The 17,220-nt window shown below is 52.3% G+C and carries 16 protein-coding genes; 7 read left to right on the plus strand and 9 right to left on the minus strand.

The window, feature by feature from the left end:
• Nucleotides 1-4: 4 nt before the first annotated feature.
• Nucleotides 5-1,009 (minus strand): 8-oxo-dGTP diphosphatase, encoded by a 1,005-nt coding sequence (locus tag SPICO_RS09565; RefSeq protein ID WP_013738670.1) that lies wholly within the window; start codon nucleotides 1,007-1,009, stop codon nucleotides 5-7.
• Between the two features lie 211 nt (nucleotides 1,010-1,220).
• On the opposite strand from SPICO_RS09565, the gene SPICO_RS00165 reads away from it, so the two are divergent.
• The 5 genes from SPICO_RS00165 (at nucleotide 1,221) to SPICO_RS00185 (ending at nucleotide 5,289) form a co-directional block, all read left to right on the plus strand.
• Entirely contained in the window at nucleotides 1,221-2,213 is a 993-nt protein-coding gene (locus SPICO_RS00165) for a hypothetical protein (protein WP_013738671.1), read from the plus strand.
• Nucleotides 2,214-2,231: 18 nt separating this feature from the next.
• Nucleotides 2,232-2,963 (plus strand): FtsZ/tubulin family protein, encoded by a 732-nt coding sequence (locus tag SPICO_RS00170; RefSeq protein WP_013738672.1) that lies wholly within the window; start codon nucleotides 2,232-2,234, stop codon nucleotides 2,961-2,963.
• A gap of 34 nt (nucleotides 2,964-2,997) precedes the next feature.
• Entirely contained in the window at nucleotides 2,998-3,327 is a 330-nt protein-coding gene (locus SPICO_RS00175; RefSeq protein ID WP_013738673.1) for a hypothetical protein, read from the plus strand.
• A gap of 149 nt (nucleotides 3,328-3,476) precedes the next feature.
• Nucleotides 3,477-4,148 (plus strand): deoxyribose-phosphate aldolase, encoded by a 672-nt coding sequence (gene deoC, locus SPICO_RS00180; RefSeq protein ID WP_013738674.1) that lies wholly within the window; start codon nucleotides 3,477-3,479, stop codon nucleotides 4,146-4,148.
• The gene (locus tag SPICO_RS00185) at nucleotides 4,135-5,289 is read left to right on the plus strand and encodes a thymidine kinase (protein ID WP_013738675.1); all 1,155 of its coding nucleotides are present in this window, start codon (nucleotides 4,135-4,137) and stop codon (nucleotides 5,287-5,289) included. The genes deoC and SPICO_RS00185 overlap by 14 nt, the downstream gene beginning before the upstream one ends.
• 97 nt (nucleotides 5,290-5,386) lie before the next feature.
• Here the strand turns inward: SPICO_RS00185 and SPICO_RS00190 are convergent, their stop codons facing one another.
• On the minus strand, nucleotides 5,387-6,268 hold the full coding sequence (locus SPICO_RS00190; protein ID WP_013738676.1) for a sugar phosphate isomerase/epimerase family protein: 882 nt from the start codon (nucleotides 6,266-6,268) through the stop codon (nucleotides 5,387-5,389).
• Nucleotides 6,269-6,313: 45 nt separating this feature from the next.
• Here SPICO_RS00190 and SPICO_RS00195 point away from each other — a divergent pair, with 45 nt between their 5' ends.
• Nucleotides 6,314-7,693 (plus strand): glycoside hydrolase family 28 protein, encoded by a 1,380-nt coding sequence (locus SPICO_RS00195; RefSeq protein WP_013738677.1) that lies wholly within the window; start codon nucleotides 6,314-6,316, stop codon nucleotides 7,691-7,693.
• A 131-nt stretch (nucleotides 7,694-7,824) separates the two neighbouring features.
• On the opposite strand, the gene eda is transcribed toward SPICO_RS00195, so the two are convergent.
• Nucleotides 7,825-8,787 (minus strand): bifunctional 4-hydroxy-2-oxoglutarate aldolase/2-dehydro-3-deoxy-phosphogluconate aldolase, encoded by a 963-nt coding sequence (gene eda, locus SPICO_RS00200; protein WP_013738679.1) that lies wholly within the window; start codon nucleotides 8,785-8,787, stop codon nucleotides 7,825-7,827.
• A gap of 237 nt (nucleotides 8,788-9,024) precedes the next feature.
• Here eda and SPICO_RS00205 point away from each other — a divergent pair, with 237 nt between their 5' ends.
• Nucleotides 9,025-10,065 (plus strand): sugar kinase, encoded by a 1,041-nt coding sequence (locus SPICO_RS00205; RefSeq protein ID WP_013738680.1) that lies wholly within the window; start codon nucleotides 9,025-9,027, stop codon nucleotides 10,063-10,065.
• 102 nt (nucleotides 10,066-10,167) lie between these two features.
• Here SPICO_RS00205 and SPICO_RS00210 read toward each other — a convergent pair whose 3' ends face one another.
• The 6 genes from SPICO_RS00210 to SPICO_RS00235 form a co-directional block, all read right to left on the minus strand.
• The gene (locus SPICO_RS00210) at nucleotides 10,168-11,175 is read right to left on the minus strand and encodes a fimbrillin family protein (RefSeq protein WP_013738681.1); all 1,008 of its coding nucleotides are present in this window, start codon (nucleotides 11,173-11,175) and stop codon (nucleotides 10,168-10,170) included.
• Nucleotides 11,176-11,378: 203 nt separating this feature from the next.
• Nucleotides 11,379-11,870, minus strand: coding sequence for a methylated-DNA--[protein]-cysteine S-methyltransferase (locus tag SPICO_RS00215; protein ID WP_013738682.1), 492 nt, complete (start codon nucleotides 11,868-11,870; stop codon nucleotides 11,379-11,381).
• Nucleotides 11,871-11,913: 43 nt separating this feature from the next.
• On the minus strand, nucleotides 11,914-12,699 hold the full coding sequence (locus SPICO_RS00220; RefSeq protein ID WP_013738683.1) for an IclR family transcriptional regulator: 786 nt from the start codon (nucleotides 12,697-12,699) through the stop codon (nucleotides 11,914-11,916).
• Between the two features lie 2 nt (nucleotides 12,700-12,701).
• On the minus strand, nucleotides 12,702-14,123 hold the full coding sequence (uxaC, locus tag SPICO_RS00225) for a glucuronate isomerase (protein WP_013738684.1): 1,422 nt from the start codon (nucleotides 14,121-14,123) through the stop codon (nucleotides 12,702-12,704).
• Nucleotides 14,120-15,667: a UxaA family hydrolase gene (locus SPICO_RS00230; protein ID WP_013738685.1), complete on the minus strand. Its 1,548-nt coding sequence runs from the start codon at nucleotides 15,665-15,667 to the stop codon at nucleotides 14,120-14,122. The genes uxaC and SPICO_RS00230 overlap by 4 nt, the downstream gene beginning before the upstream one ends.
• A gap of 9 nt (nucleotides 15,668-15,676) precedes the next feature.
• Nucleotides 15,677-17,170, minus strand: a complete 1,494-nt coding sequence (locus SPICO_RS00235; RefSeq protein WP_013738686.1) for a tagaturonate reductase — start codon at nucleotides 17,168-17,170, stop codon at nucleotides 15,677-15,679.
• Between the last annotated feature and the right edge of the window lie 50 nt (nucleotides 17,171-17,220).

Consider the following 17,220-nt stretch of genomic DNA (forward strand, 5'->3'; position numbering starts at 1 on the left):
CCTCTTACTTCACGTTTTCCGCCACGTCTTCCGTTGTGTCTTCCGCTAAAGTTTCAGGACGATTGAGCAACTCCACCTTGTGGCTGAGCATGACGCGGTCATCAAAGATGAATACGCCTTTCACGTTTTTCCCCGCAAGCATGTCGGGAAGCCAAAGCTCGTCATCAGACCACATCTTCTCATAGGGGAGATCCTGTTCATCACACCAGAACGGACGGGCTTCATCTGTTTCCCTGGGCGTCCCGGTCCATGATGTCGCGGTGAAGACATGCCCGCGCATAGCAAGACCGTCGGTGAACTGGAAATCCAACACGCCTCGGTATTCAGGGTCGATGATATCCATGTCCGTTTCTTCCTTGAACTCCCTGATGGCGGCTTCCGTCGCGGTTTCAGCTACTTCTATATGCCCGCCGGGTACGTTCACCAAACCGTCCCCAAGGCCGCGTTTCTTGTCAATCAAGAGTATCTGGCGTTTCCCGTCATCAGATGTGCGCAGCAGATATGTCAGCACACAGGTTTCGGTCGGTTCCCAGACATCCCAGTCAACGTCCTCGACGGTTCGGGCGGCGCTGTAGTCAATGCGGGCAGGTTGGACTCTGTCCTGCTTCTTGCGTTCCGCTTCCTGTGCGGCAGCTTCCGCTTTTTCCTTTTCCTCCGGGTGCTTTTCCAGGTGACAGGACGTACAAAGGTTGTCGTCATGTCCGACTACGTGGGCGTAGTCCATGCGTTTCCCGCATCCGGCGCAGTGAAGGCGGAAAGGCCAGACCCATTTGCGCAGAAAGAAGCCTGCGACCAGGAGAATGATTGCCGCGACAGCGACCAGCCAGTGGGTCATCTCGTTCTGTAAGACAAACACTGCACTGATGTTGAGGAGCAATGCTCCCAGGGCAATGTAGACCGTCGCTCGTCGTTTCTTGTCTGTACCGGGGTACTTGCGCTGTGTCATGTTGACCGCAAGGATCGCAATGATGATCCAAAGATAATTTTCTGCAAGGAATCGTACTATCATGAGGCACAGCGTATCTTGCCATCCCTGATGCGTCAAGCGTATGACGCCTATGATTGTGTGATTGTCCGGCAATCAAGGGCACTGTCCGGGGCAATCATGGGCGCGGATATCCAGAACGGCATGGAAAATATTGCAACAAAGGACTTTAGGATGGATAATCGTTGTATATGGATGGCGCAAGGACATCATGTGAAAAATGGAGGTGCCTCCCATGGCGTGGCTGAAACCAGATGTAAAGAAACTAGAGCAAAGAAGAAATGTCAAAGGTCTCATCAAGGCGATGAAATACGCAAAGGATGATGGAACCACGTCCATGCTTGCACTGATGGCGCTGAAAGATATGAAGGCAAAGGAAGCGATTCCCGCAATTGAGAAGTTTCTGATGTACGCATCCAGGCAACACAGTGATTTTTACACCAAGGATACCGTGCGACGATGTTGTGACTGTCTGAGAGCTATGGATTATGAACCGACGAATCAGGAAATCGGCGCGTTTTATTGGGGGAATACGTCCCAATATGATAAGCTTGCAACCTGTGACCCCGCGTTGGCGATTCCTCAGTTTTTTGCATTTTTTGCCAGAGGTGGTTATTGCGAGAAGTGGCTTAATGCGTATCTTGCCTTGGATGCCGTCACCGGCTTTATGTCTCTGCTTGCCTTCACGGGGCAGATATTTGAACAATACAAGAGCTTTACCAAAAGCACGCCGTCCATCAACTACAGTCTGGATTCCGATAAGCGAAAAGCCGCGTATATGGAACATCTGGTTACCCTTTTGCAAAATGCTGTAGACGTTGTATGTGCATATAAGCACAATGCGGCGTTCAGCTATCTGATACAGCTATACAATCAGGTTAATGAGGAAATTTACTCTGATCCGGAGGGAGGGTTCCCGGATATGTTCCGCGCCGTTAAAATCCGTTCCCACATTGTAGTGAGAGTCGGCCAATTTCCCTTTGAAAATTTTGGAGAGCAGATATGCGCGTTCCTCTCCAACGTGTTGAACTATGACAGAGCCGATTTGGTGAAGCATGAGGCGATGATGGGGGCTGAAAAATTGCCCCCGCATCTAAAGCAATATCAGCCTCTGCAATCAGGGCTTCGCACATTCTATGATTCCTTGACGGCTCAAAAGTCATCTCTATCAATGGGGAAATCCTATTGGTTGAAGCCGCTCGAAAAATTAATAGGTCTGGAGAGTTAATGAAAAGGATGGGAGAAAATGGATGATACTCGTGATATTAAGGTAATTGGAATCGGCGGCTGTGGCTGCAACGTCGTAAACAGGATACTGGATACAGGCGGGATTGGCTCCCCGGATGCGGCGAAAGAGACGCTGTCCCTGGATTTGGAACACGAGGCGAATCATGACATTCATTTCATAGCCATGAATACGAACCAGCATGCGCTGGGAAGTTCTCTGGCGGATACGCGGATTTTCCTGGGCGGTGAGGGTATTGTGGAGCAGCCTTCTCCCATGGACGTAAAGCGTTTTGTGAAAGATGGTGCCGAAGAGATTCGGCAAGCCATTACAGGTGCCGGCATGGTGATTCTGATTGCGGGCATGGGCGGCGGTACAGGCACTGGCGCGACTCCCGCTGTCGCCCGGATTGCGCGTGAGCTTGGCATCCTGACACTGGGGTTTGTGACTACGCCTTTCTCTTTTGAAGGCAAAAAGAGAATTGAGGAGGCCGAGCGCGGCGTTCGTGAATTGGCGGGAACTGTCGATACCCTGGTCGTCATCCCCAACGACAAGCTGTTTGAAAGCGCAAATCCGAATACGTCTATTCAAGATGCGTTTCACGTGTCTGATGAAGTGGTTCGCTTAGGTGTCCGGACGGTCATGGATACATTCCTGACTTCCGGCAGCGTGAACCTTGCGCTTAAGGACGTTGATAAGATTGTCCGTGCCGAAGGGATTGCGTACATCGAAAACCCGCTCGTTTTGGGTTGATACATTAAAAAGCAGAAGGAGGCGATGAATCATTATGATAAAAATTATTTCGGGTACAATCATCGTGATTTGTGCGGTTTGTTTGCTGGCACTCGCAATTAAGTCGCTGATAGAGCGATTACGTCAAGGCAAAGATAAAAACACGGGAACTCCGACCTTTAAAAGCATTCATACAGCCGAAACGGATTCGCCGAAGGCTACGGTGTCCATGACGGATAGTTCCGACTCCCATGCGGAAGATAAAACGGATTGTCCCTATTGTGGTGGAACAGGGAGGTATGAATGCTATTCTTCCTTGTCTGGCGTGGGGGGAAGTTGGGAGGAGCCATGTCCCTTTTGCAACAAAAGCGGTGGGGATAAGTAGGAATCGGTCAAGGAAATGAAGGTTCTTGCCCAAAAGCAAAAGAAAGCAGAGGAATGACAAACCTTTCCTTCTCTCCACAAGCATACGGCGTTGCGTCACGGAGGATTTTGGGGTAATCTGGGAACGCTCAGAAGATTATGGAGGAGAATATGTACGGAGCAGAACTTTCCGGTTATCTGGATCATACACTTCTCGCCGCGGATGCGACGGAGAAGAAAATAAAGGAACTGTGCGCACAGGCCGCCCAGTACCATTTTGCCAGCGTTTGCGTCAACAGTTGCCATGCGGCACTCTGCGCCGACCTGTTGGCCGGAACTCCGGTCAAAGTCTGCACCGTGGTGGGTTTCCCTCTAGGCGCAATGTCCACTCCAGCCAAGGCATATGAGGCGTATCAGGCCGTTGCCGACGGAGCGGGTGAGGTTGACATGGTCATCAACATCGGAGCTTTGAAAGATGGAAATGACAAGGCTGTGGAAGATGATATCGCCGCAGTCAAGAAAGCGGTCGGGGACAAACTCCTCAAAGTAATCATTGAGGCATGCCTCCTCACGGATGAAGAAAAAGTCCGTGCATGTACCCTGGCGGTTGCCGCTGGAGCGGATTACGTCAAGACAAGCACAGGCTTCTCCAAACATGGCGCGACCATTGAGGATGTACGTCTGATGCGTAAGACAGTAGGACCTGACATTGGGGTCAAGGCCGCAGGCGGTATCAGGGACAGGAAGACTGCGCTGGACATGATTGAGGCAGGAGCTTCGCGCATCGGAACCAGCAATGGCGTTGCCCTGGTGGAAGGAACTGCCAGTGATGCCGCATACTGACCGTTCTTTGGCGAACGGTGATGCCACGGACTTCCTCAAGAGCTTGGGATTCCCTTCGGTCACTGTCCATGAGACTTTCACTCATTTTGATTTCACGTCTCCCGGCCGGAGGGTGTTGCTCATCGGTCCGATGGGCAGTGGCAAGACAGAGTTCTCCGCTCGTGTCTGGCGTGACGCAGCCGTGGCCCAGAAGAAAAGCGATGTAGTACGCCGCCTTACCGCTACAGGTGATGTTGACCGCCGCAAGGTGTTCTTCATCCGCTCCGAGCTGGATGCCACCCGTTTCTCCGGGTATCCTGATGATGCCATGGCATATCGGGGCGGATACATCAGGTGCGGAGAGAACATCGCCCGCATCAAGGATTCTTTTGGATTGGAAAAAGTCATTGAGGATCATCCTGACATCGGAACCTACATCATTGACGAGGCGTCCTTCTTTGATGAACGGCTGGTATACGTGGTGCGTAACCACAGTATGCAGCGGGGAGTCATGTTTATTTTCCCCACACTCATCCTGAATTTCCGGAGAGATATCTTCAACTCGACCGCGCGCCTGATGCTGGACATGGCAACCGATGTCATTCCCCTGACGGCGTACTGCGAACATCCTGACTGCATGAAAAGTGCCTTCTATACCTACAGATACTACCAAGTGGGGGACAAAGAATGCCCTGCGCTGTATTTTGATCCTTTAATCATCGTGGGAGGAGACGAGCATAAGGTCGATTCTTTCCAGCCGAACTACGCCGCGCGGTGCGATGAACACCACTACTTGCCAGGAAAAGAGTATACCTTCTTTCATCTGAAACCCATGGGCATGATGGCCGCCAGAGGTGAAGAAAATCCTCTGCGCTCTGAACTTGGGGCGCTGAAGGGGAACATAGGAAAGTCCCTGCTCTACCGGAACTTGGCGGAAGGAACCCCGGACGGATTGCAGCGGGAGATGTTCCTCAATTCCCTGTTGCCCGCCAACATTGCGGAAAAAGCACTGGCTTATCTGTTTTCCGAGCAGAACCTGGTACCTGAGGAGCTTCTGGTCAGGCTTGTTTCCGAGCTGGAACTCGACCGGGAATATCTACAAAAGGTGCTTGAGGACAACCGACGGCCTGTGGTCTTTGACCAGCAACTACTCTTTTCTTAATTTTCTTGATGACAACCGACTTGTCAACATCCCCTGAAAAGGCGGAATAGTACAAACTCACGCCGAAAACAGACATTGCGCCCGTCTTGGGGCTGGTTCACAATGTACACAGGCGGGCAATGGTCTGATCCACGGTCATAGGATTCTGGTTCTCCAGAAGGACAGGGGCCGTGACATGGTATTCATCCATGAGAGAGAAGAACAGCTCCCAGTCCATCACGCCCGTGCCCAGGCTTTTATCACCTGCCTTGACGCCGTTTTCATCCAGGATATAGTCCTTGGCGTGGATGGCGACAATGCGGTGGGCGAAAGCATTGAAGGCGGAACGGAAGAAGGTTTCCTGCGCTTCCCGTGTAGGAACTGCCCGAACCGAACCGTCCCGCTCAGGAATGCCGGACCATGGGGTCAGGTTGACAGGATCGTAGATGACTTTGAGATGCTCCGATGGGAACTTCTCCAGCACATGAACCATCCTCTCAACCGAGCAGATGGTGTGAACCTTGGCTACTGGTTCAAGAGCTACAATGGCATCATAGCGCTCTGCTGTGGTAAGAAGTCTCTCAACTGAGCGCAATAGGGTGTCAAAATAGAGTGGTTCCGCCGTGCGGAGGTCATAACCGCAATCCGGGCGAGCTGAGCCGGTTTCCGTGCCTACCACGGGGCAGCCGAAGGCGCGGGAGAATCGCATGTGGCGTTCAAAGCGGGACAGATGGAGTTCTCGTTGTTCGGGGTCAGGATGTACGGGGTTGATATAGCAGCCAATGACCGCTATGGAGACGCCATGCTCCTTCAGTGTTCTGGATGTCTGGAGGGCGAAATCTTCAGTGAAGGAATCCGGCGAAGGAGCGTTCTTCAGTACTTTGGGGAACGCGAACTGGATGACGGATGGCGAGAGATGGGAGGCGACGGTGCTGGCCAGCTCTTCGACGGTGGAGAAAGAACCGAAATCATGTGCGCGGAATCCTGGTGTCTTGCTCATGGCTCGACTCTAGTGGAAGATACAGCGAAAGTAAAGGATGCAGAGATGAAGATTTTCGACATACGGGAATTTGGAGCTGTCGAAGGAGCCGGACATGATGCCGGATCTGCCATTGCCGCCGCGGTCGCGGAGGCTTCCCGTCATGGGGGAGAAGTACTCATCCCTTCCGGGACATGGCATACCGGCCCGGTGACGCTGGCTTCCGGCATCACGTTTCGCCTTGCGGAGGGCTCTCGTCTGGTTTTCATCCCCGATGAAGATTTGTATGTCCCTGTATATTCGCGCTGGGAGGGTGTCTCCTGTTGGTGCATGCATCCCTGCCTGTTCATTTCAGAATCTCATGATGTGACTGTTACCGGAACAGGTGTCATTGATGGCAGCGGGAAGTCATGGTGGGAGAGCGCACGGCGTAAGCGTGCCCTTCATATGAAGCCGGAAACTCCCATGGAGAAGAAACTTGCTGCTCTCAACCCTGGATATGCCGACCAGCCAGGGGGAGGGGGAGGCCGTCAGTGCCAGTTCCTCAGGCCGCCTTTGCTCCAGATTCTTGACAGTACCAGGGTCACGGTGGAAGGCGTTACATTGACAGGCAGTCCGTTCTGGACGCTGCATCCGGTATTCAGTTCCGGTTTGACATTCCGTGATGTGAAGATTATCAATCCTGCCGATGCACCGAACACCGATGGCATCGACATTGATTCTTGCCAGGATGTCATGGTCACTGGATGTCTGGTTGATGTCGGGGATGATGGCATTGCACTGAAAAGCGGCAGCGGCCCTGATGGCATTGCGGCAGGACGGCCTACCCGGAATGTCAGGGTTTCCGGCTGTACGGTCAGGAGTGCCCATGGCGGCATTGTCATTGGCAGCGAAACTGCTGCCGGTATCAGCGGACTGGTCGCGGAAGATTGTCTTTTTGATGGTACGGACAGGGGCATCCGCATCAAGACCAGGCGTGGTCGGGGCGGGGCTATCTCCGACCTGCGGTTCGAGCGGCTGACAATGAGAAATAATCTTTGTCCCCTGGCCATCAACATGTATTACCGTTGCGGCACGACAGAAGGGTCTCTTTTTTCCCTTTCTCCCGAACCTATTGACGATACTACACCTTCCATTGGAAACATTCTGGTAAGGGATTGCGTGGCTACAGGCAGCCAAGCGTCCGCTGGGTTCATTGTGGGGTTGCCTGAACGTCCTATAACGGAATTGGTGGTGGAAGACAGTTCCTTCGGTGTGATGCCGGAAAGCAATGTCTCTACGGATGAATCGGACATGTTCCTGGGGCTTCCCCATGTGGATGGACGGGGGATTCGTTTGCGCAATGTGCAGGGGGATTTCAGGAGCGTGAAGGTCGAGGGAACCGTTCCTATTTTCGTTCGGGAAGAAGGTATCGATGTGAGGTTCTGGAACAGAAAAAAAACATGACGTCGGGGCTATGCTGTCTTCCCGCCTGTTTTGTCAAAAAGTATGGGGTCGCCGCTTTAGCTTTCACTTTTGCGACAACCCCTCAAAAAAATGACCTCAGAAAAAAGGATTCAGGTTCACATGCCCATATATCAGGCACGGATAAGATGGACGGCAAAGTCTCCGATTTGCTCCTTGAAGTAGGCAAGTTTCAACGTACCCTTCGCATCATATGAGAAGGACGTTTCATCAGGAGTCAGACCGAATTGTGACAGATAGGCAATGCTGCGCTCAACGTCGAAACACTTGAAGCCGACATGACCATGAGTACCACGACCTTTGGAGAACATGATTTCAATTTCCGTATTCATGAAAGCTGAACTGCTGCCGTTCTTGGTAATCATGTTGAAAGCCTCGAACCCCTTGGATGCCTTGTCCGCCTCGGTGCGGTCAACCGCGTTGATGCCGAAATGAGCAAACGAGAAACCCTGGAGAGCCGCCACAGCATTGCGGCTCATGTTTGTGATTGCCGCCCAGTCTTCGGCGTTAATCAAGGAATCCTTGACCATCCATGAGCCACCGACCGCCAGGACATTGCTTTGGGAGGCATAGGAGGCCAGGTTGTCAAGACTTATCCCTCCGGTAGGGACGAATGAGAGGGAAGGGAAAGGCCCTGCGAAATTCTTCAACATGCCTACGCCTCCGGAGGCTTCCGCCGGAAAGAATTTCAGGACTGAAAGACCACGCCTGATTCCCTGGAGGATGTCGGTAGGCGTGGCGACGCCGGGGAGAATAGGGATGTTTTTGGCAATCGCCCAATCAACGACTTCGGCATCGAATCCGGGGGAAACCAGGAAAGACGCTCCTGCCGCGACAGCCGTCTTTGCTTGCGCAAGGGATGTCACAGTTCCTGCCCCAACGAGCATGTCGGGATATTTTTTCACAATCCGCTTGATCGCTTCTTCCGCTGCGTTGGTACGGAAGGTGACTTCCACGGCAGGAATGCCCCCGGCTATCAAGGCACCGGCCAGACCTTCCGCCCTGGCAGCGTCATCAATCTTCACAACAGGGACGATGCCGACCTGATGTACGCGTTTGAAAAAATCTTCATGCATGGTATATATGCTCCCTTTTCTTCCTCTGCGTAACGCAGGGGGATATTCTGTGATTGTCCGGCGGCATTGCAGACAGCCGTGGACACTGACAGCATGATACCACACCATTCTTAAAAATGGAACATTGTTTCAATTATTGTTGACTTTGTTGTTTTTCCTCCATATCATTGAAATCCAGAAGACTGTGGATACCATGACAACTATATATATGACAGAAAATAATCCGGAGGAAAATTCATGCACGACAAAAAGATAGTGACGTTTGGAGAAATCATGCTCAGGCTCAAATCCCCTGGACATGACCGCTTATTCCAGTCCCCTCTCCTTGAGGCGACTTTCGGAGGTGGAGAAGCCAACGTAGCGGTATCGCTGTCAATTTTTGGAAAGAAAACCCGTTTTGTCACGGCATTGCCGGACAACGCAGTCGGAGAAGCGGCTGTCCGTGAGTTGAACAAATATGGAGTGGACACATCCCGGATTCTCAGAACCAAAGGCGGACGCGTCGGTATCTATTACCTTGAGACAGGCGCGAATCAAAGGGCGAGCAGCGTTGTCTATGACCGTGCAGGCAGTTCCATCTCCGAGGCGTCTCCCGAAGATTTTGATTTCACCGCCATCTTTTCTGATGCCTGCTGGCTCCATGTGACCGGCATTACCCCAGCCTTGAGCCAGAAAGCCGCGGACAGTGCCATTGCCGCCGCAAAAGCCGCCAAGAAAGCAGGGGCACTGGTGAGCGTGGATCTCAACTACCGCAAGAAGCTGTGGAACTATGGCAAGACGGCTCCCGAAGTCATGCGTACTCTTGTCGCTCATGCGGATGTAATCATCGCCAACGAGGAAGACATCCAGAAATGCTTGGGCATAGAGGCTTCTGTAGACGTGACCAGCGGAGAGCTTGATACCGACCAATACCGGAAGCTGACCGAGGAAGTGAAGAAGCAGTTCCCCAATATTTCCATCATCGCCGTCACACTGCGGGAAAGCCACAGTGCTGACAGGAACGGCTGGTCAGCGGCTCTTTCCGGAAAGACAGGTTTCTACCTGTCCCGCAGGTATGAGATTACAGATATCGTTGACCGGGTGGGAGGCGGAGATTCCTTTGCCGCAGGCATCATTTACGGCCTGACTGAATTTCCCGCCGACGAGGAGCGCATCATCAATTACGCAGTGGCATCTTCCGCCCTCAAGCATTCCATCAACGGAGACTTCAACTTGAGCCGCAAAAGCGAGGTTGAAGCCTTGCTCAAGGGCGATGGTTCAGGACGCGTACAGAGATAACGGGAAAGTCCCATCCAGGGAAATTCCATCAGCACATAAAAGGGGTTGTTGCACTGCACGGGTTTCCGGGCAATGACCCCTGGTCATATATAGCAGCTCCTGCTACTTGACGGCTCCCCCGCTTATGCTGCCACCATCGACCCAATCCTCAATTCCAATCTGGATTGCAGCCACGGCGACTTTATCGGCAGCCGTATTCAGCGTCATGTTATAGACGTATTGCTTGCCGCTTTCAAAGACTATTTTACCTTTATCAGTTTGGGCGACAGAAGCCGCCTCCCATTCGTAGGTGTCTTCATCAAGGAAGAAGTCCAGGACAAAAGAAGACAGAGCGGTCGCATTGTCCGTAGGTACCAATACTGCTTCAAACCTGCGCTTTCCCGCAAGTCGTTCCATAGTAGTAAGGGTATCGGAAATATTTCTCATGATAACAGAATTAGAGGAGTCAGGAGTCACGACTCCAGTATCCAGATTGATTATGGCTGTTGTTTTCAAACCTGAGAGTTCAATACTAAGGTCACCAGCGTTGATAGCAGATGCATCGACGGTCGTACTTGGCCCGATATTGACAATCAGGCGAGAGAACAGGTGTTTAAGTTTCAACGCCACCTGTGATGTATTGTTCTGGACATTGTTCGTGCGTCCCCACAGGAAGTCGGCTTTTCCGGTATCCTGTTCCGTACTGCTATCGGTGATTTTTATTTCCAATTCTGGCATATCATTGGTGTTTGTAACATATGGATAGTATGCGATGAAATCAAAGAATGGCGCAGGATTCATGCCAAGGTCATCCCACTTCAAAGTATTGGCAGCATCAAAAGGAGTGAAGCCGGAAGACTGAGAGGCTGTATCAGCCTTGTAGTGTTTATTGCCGCGACCGACGGCTTGTGCGGTAGCTGCCGTGCCAGTACCATGTTCCAGCATGAAGATGCCGACTTCATCATTGGCTTGCCATACGGAATCAGCCATGGCTTTGCGTGCTATATTTGAGGTGAAGCGTACTTCATGGGAATTGGAAACAGGAACCGTGTTGCTATCACATGAAACAAAAGCGACAATAAGCATCAGGATGCCCGTAGAAACCACAATACTTAATTTATTCTCTCTCATTCAGCGTTCCCACTTTGTAAGACTAAGATGACCAAACAACTCCGGCACATATGATATGCTTTGGGAACGGGTCAGTATATCTTTATTGAGGAAGACAGTATAGCGTCATTTACAATTCTGCGTCCAGCTTTTTTTACTTTGTTCGCAATCAGTGCGCAATCAGTGCGAAATCGGGGATGTTGCCCTGTTGTTGTCCTATGGTTTCAGTGAGAAGCCACGGACTTCTTTTCCAGTTCAAGCAGCCAAACCTTGATGTCCAGTCCACCACCGTACCCCACCATGTCACCTTGTGCGCCAATGACCCGGTGGCAGGGCGTGATGATGGCAATGGGGTTGCGGTTGTTCGCCATGCCCACCGCACGGAAAGCCAAAGGCGAGCCGACGTGGATGGCAATGTCCTTGTAGCTTCTGGTCTGCCCATACGGAATAGTTCTGAGGGCTTCCCAGACTTTTTTCTGGAAAAGCGTTCCGTTTTCTTCCAGCGGAAGGTCAAATATGGTCAACGTGCCGGAAAGATACTGCCGTACCTGACGGATTGCTTCCCGCAGGAGAGGCGTCTCCCTCTCTGGCAAACTGTCCGCTTTCCTTCCTTTTTCAAATGCCAAGCCGCATATCGCGCCGTTCCGCTCGCTGATGGCTATGACGCCCAGTGGAGTATCGTATAGGACTGTCGTCTGTGCATCGATGTTCTTCATGGGAAAACTATAGGAGGTAATTCCGCTGTCGTAAAGCCCTGTGCTACGATTCTCTGCCCAAGATACGAGAGATGCGGCCACAGGTGTCAGTGATGATAGCCGCGGCATCTGCCGTGTTGATTTCCACGAACCGGAAAAGCGGCCATGAGACACTCATGGCGGCTACAGTCCTGCCTGTGTAGTCATGGATTCCCGCGCCAATGCAAACGACGCCTTCCTCATGTTCCTCGTCATCCATCGCCCAACCCCTGGCAGAGATGAGATCCAGTTCCTGGAAAATCTGCCCCGGTGTACGCAAGGTCTTGGGCGTGAATGGCTTGAGGGCAGTCCGGGCCAGATAGTCAGAGACGTGCGTGGCATCCATGCCGGCTAGCAGGATCTTGCCGATGGCGGTGCAGTACAGGGGAATTGTCTTGCCGACCCGCGAATACATCCGAACCGTATAAGAAGATTCCTTTTTCAAGATATAGACAGCCTCATCCTCGGTGAGAATGCCCATATGGACTGTCTCGCCGAATCTTTCACAGAGTTCGGAAGCAAATGGCCGGGCAACATCGAGAAGGTCGATATGAGAAAGGACATGGGAGCCTACAGAGAACATCCTGAGAGTCAGGGAGTAGCGGTCGGTTGAATCTTTATGGACGTAACCCAGTGATGTCAAAGTGGAGAGAAAGCGCAGGAGAGTCGCCTTGGGCAACTGCGTTTCCTTTGCCAGATTCTCCAGGTTCACGCTGCTGTGGCGGGCAAGCGTCTCCAGTACCGTGATGGTACGGGAGACTGCGCTCATCTGTCTGGCATCATCGCCAGTGCTGGATTCTGAATATGCCATCATCATCCCTCAAAGTATGTCTGGGCATTGCCGAAAGAAATATCCCTGACAATGCCGCCAAGGAGATTGAAGTCTCCGTTGACTTCACCATCCTCCACCCACGTACCTATGATATTGCACAGGATGCGGCGGAAATACTCATGACGCGGATAGGAGAGGAAAGACCGGCTGTCCGTCAGCATGCCCACGAAACGGGACAGCAAACCGATGTTCGCCAAACTTTTCATCTGATACTCCATGCCATCCTTGTGATCACAGAACCACCACGCGGAACCCAGCTGTATCTTGCCCGGAACATTGCCCTGGAAACCGCCTCCTACTGTCATCAGGACTTCATAGTCATTCTGGTTCAGGGAATAAAGGATTGTCTTGGGCGTCTGGCGTGTCTTTTCCAGTTCGTCAAGGAAACGGGAAAGATTGGCGGCAAAGGAGACTGCCGGGTCATGTACCGCGTCATACCCCGTGTCCGGGCCAAGTTTGGCAAACTGCCGGGAATTGACGTTGCGGATGGCCGACAGGTGAAGTTGCATGGCTATGTTCCTGTCGTGATACGCCCTGCCCAGCGCCAGCAGGACGCGAGTCTTGTAAGCATCGACCTCCTCCTGGGAAAGGCGCTCGCCTTCCAAGCTCCGCTGGAAGATGGCATTGACCTCGGCATCGCTTTTCATGACGAAAGGAGGATAAGTGAGCGCATGGTCGCTGGCCTTGCAACCCAGTGAGACAAAGAAATCCAGCCGCTTTATCAGTGCCTTGATGACATCGCCCGCAGTCTGGATGTCAATACCGGTACTGTTTCCAAGTTTCTGGATGTACGCACAGAACCCTTCCTGTTCAATGTTCAGTGCCTTGTCCGGCCGGAAGGAGGGGAGAACCTTGGCGGGGGAATCCTTCATGTCCAGTATCCTCTTGTGATCGGCAAGATCATCAATAGGATCATCTGTCGTGCCGACGGCGTAAACGTTGAACTTCTTCATGATGCCGCTGACACAGAAGAATGGATCGGAGGCGAGCTTCTCATTGGCCGCTTTGTAGATGGCTGGCGCGGAAGAAGTCGTCAGAGGCTCATCGATGTCAAAATATCGTTGCAATTCCAAATGAGTCCAGTGGTACAGGGGGTTTCCAATCAGACGTTCCATGGTTCCCGCCCAGGCAAGGAATTTCTCATAGGGGTCGGCGTCAGGACCTGTCACTATGGCTTCACTCACTCCGTTGGCTCTCATCATGCGCCATTTGTAGTGGTCGCCGTATCCATTGCTTCCCAGCCATGCTTCGGTGATGCCGTCAAAACGGCGATTATCGGCAATCTCCCGTGGAATCAGATGACAATGATAGTCAAAGATTGGCTCGGAGGCCGCGTATTCGTGGTAAAGACGCGCGGCGGTCTTATTTGTGAGAAGGAAATCCTTGTCCATGAACTTTTTCATAAGATTACTCCATCTTTAAAGAGTGATATCTCGGCATACCCGTTGTCTTCATTCTTCGTCTTGCGGCCGGATGCCGTATCGGCAATCAGTCTGACAAAATCCTCCGTGACTTTTTCCACATCCTCATGGAGTATCCGTCCGGCGTTGAAATCAATCCATCCTTTTTTCATTTCGCTGATTCGGTCATTGGTTGCAATCTTCACCGTGGGAACCGGTGCGCCCAACGGAGTACCGCGACCTGTCGTAAAGAGTATCATATGCGCTCCTGCCGCGGTAAGAGCCGTGGTGGATACAATGTCATTGCCAGGGCCACTGAGCAGAGTTAACCCCTTGGTCAGCTCTTTGTCCTCTCCCTTGGCGGACACACGCTCTCCGTATCCCAGGATATTGCGTACCGGCGCAAGGCCGCCTTTCTGCACACAACCGAGACTTTTATCCTCCAGCGTGGTGATGCCGCCATCCTTGTTTCCCGGAGAGGGATTCTCATAGACGACCTGTCCGTGGCGGACGAAGTAATCCTTGAAATCATCTATCAGCTTTGTAGTCTTTATGAAGGTATCCCGATTGACGCATCTGTCCATCAGGACTTGTTCCGCTCCGAACATCTCAGGGACTTCCGTGAGGATGACCGTACCGCCGAGGGATGTGAGGATGTCGCTCATCCGTCCCACCAGGGGGTTCGCGGTTATGCCGCTGAATCCGTCCGATCCCCCGCACTTCATCCCCAGGACGAGTTCGCTGACAGGGACATCAACACGTTTGTCATCCTTCATTGCTTTGGCAATTTCACAGAGAAGCTGTTTCCCCGCTTCCAATTCATCAGGAACATCCTGGGCAACGAGGTAACGGGTGCGTTCCGGATCCATAGGCCCAAGCAATTCCTTAAATTCCTTCATGGTGTTGTTCTCACATCCCAGGCCGAATACCAGTACGCCTCCTGCATTGGGATGCCTGGCAAGGTCAGCAAGAATGACGCGCGTGTTCTCATGGTCGGTACCCAGCTGTGAGCATCCGTAGGGGTGTCCCCACACCTGGATGTTTTCCACGGCAGGGATATCTTTGAACGCCTGCCGCGCCCATTCCACCAGCTTTTCACTGATGCGATTGACGCATCCGACCGTCGGAATAATCCAAAGTTCATTGCGCACGCCTATGCGTCCGTCCGCCCTGCGGTAGGCCTTGATGGTGGAGAATTTCTTCTCCCATTTTTCCTTCACTGCCTGTTGAGCGGAGATATAGGCTTCCGCGGAGGATTCATCATAGGTGTATTGTGCGCTCTCCGAGAGCAGCGTCCGCACATTGTGCGTATGGATGTGGCTGCCAGCGGGAATGTCTTCCTTTGCTCCGCCAATCGGATAGCCGTATTTAATCACCTTGCCGCCCTTGGGGATATCCACAAGAGCGACCTTGTGACCTGCCGGAATATCCGACAACAGGGTAATGTCCTGTCCGTCCACCGTGCATGTCGTGTCTTTTGCCAAGGGGATGACGGCTACGGCGACGACATCGGTCGGACTGATTTTCACTAATTTATTCGCGTACATGGTTGTTCCTCATGCGCTTGTCGCTTGAATCAATTCTTCCATGGTTTTCCTGACACCATGGGTCCAGATTTTCTCAAGGTATCCAGCGGTCAACACTTCCAGACCCTCTACTGTGGTCAAATCTTGTCCCCACCACGCGCTTTCGGAAAGCACTCCGGAGGCAAGCCGGACTGCCATGGTCTGGGGATTCCCGCCTTCCGCGTACAGTCCCGCGAAACGATCAAGCACTTCCGGACTGTCGTTGATGGGATAGGTCATGCCGTTGCGTTCTCCTTTCAGAGTCGTTCCTTCCCGTTCCGTACCCCGGTAGAAAGAAATGAGGGCTGCCAGGGAGAACACCAAAAGGCAGGGCTGAGAGCCTTTTTTCTTGAAATAGCCCAGCAAGGAAGGTAAGTTGCGCGTCTTGAACTTGCTGATGGAATTGAGGCTTATCGAGAGCAGCATATGACGGATGTAGGGATTGGCGAAACGTTCAAGGACATCAGCGGCATATTTCTCCAGCTCGTCCTTGTCTCCATCCATCGATGGTATGATTTCTGTGAATACCCCCTTCTTCATGAAGGCGCTGACCAGGGGATCCTTGGTACATTCCTCCACCGTATCAAGTCCTGCCTGCCATGCGGCCAGAACGCTCATGGTATGCGCCCCGTTGAGGATGCGAACCTTACGGGTGCGGTAGAAGGACATGTCATCCGTCCAGACTACGTTCAGACCGGCCTTGTCAAAGGGAAGTTCATCCGCATACGTTTTCTTATGGCATTCAATGACCCAGAGATGGAATATCTCGGCGGTGTCGAGCAGGTTGTCCCGGTAGCCCAGCTTGTCCCAGATTGCCTCGGCTTCCTCACGGGGGTAGCCGGGGACTATCCTGTCCACCAGGCTGTTGCAGAAATCATTGCAGTCTTCGACCCAGCGGATGAAGCTGTCGCAAAGATGCCATTCGTGCGCATGGCGCAGCACAATTTCACGCAGGGCATCTCCGTTCTTGTCTATCAACTCGCAGGGAATGAACACCAACCCCTTAGCGGCATCTCCGCCGAAATGCTGGAACCTATGGTAGAGGAACGCTGTCACTTTCCCAGGGAACGAAGCCTGCGGCTTGTCGTCAAGCGTTTCCCCTTCATGGTATGCGATGCCCGCTTCCGTCGTATTGGAAACGACGAAACGCAGGTCGGCGTTCTCAGCAATCCTCATGTATTCCTCATGCTGTTCATAAGGATTGACGACACGGGAGATGCTGGTAATCCTCCGGTATTCCTCAACGGTCTTTCCGTTTTGGACTCCACGAAGGATGGTGGTGTACAAGTCTTTCTGGGCGTTAATCATCTCACCCATGCCACCGGACAGAGGCTGCGCCACTACGATATTGCCTATGAAACTGGTCTTCTCGTTGAGGATATCGACCATCCAATCAACAAAAGCCCGCAGGAAATTCCCTTCTCCGAACTGGAGTATCCTCTCAGGCCGGATGATTGTGGTCTCAACGTCAGTGATGTTTTTCATGATTCTTGGCTCCTTGTGTATCCCATGTTTCCGGGGACATTATTTCATTG

Source organism: Parasphaerochaeta coccoides DSM 17374, from assembly GCF_000208385.1.
GTDB lineage: Bacteria > Spirochaetota > Spirochaetia > Sphaerochaetales > Sphaerochaetaceae > Parasphaerochaeta > Parasphaerochaeta coccoides.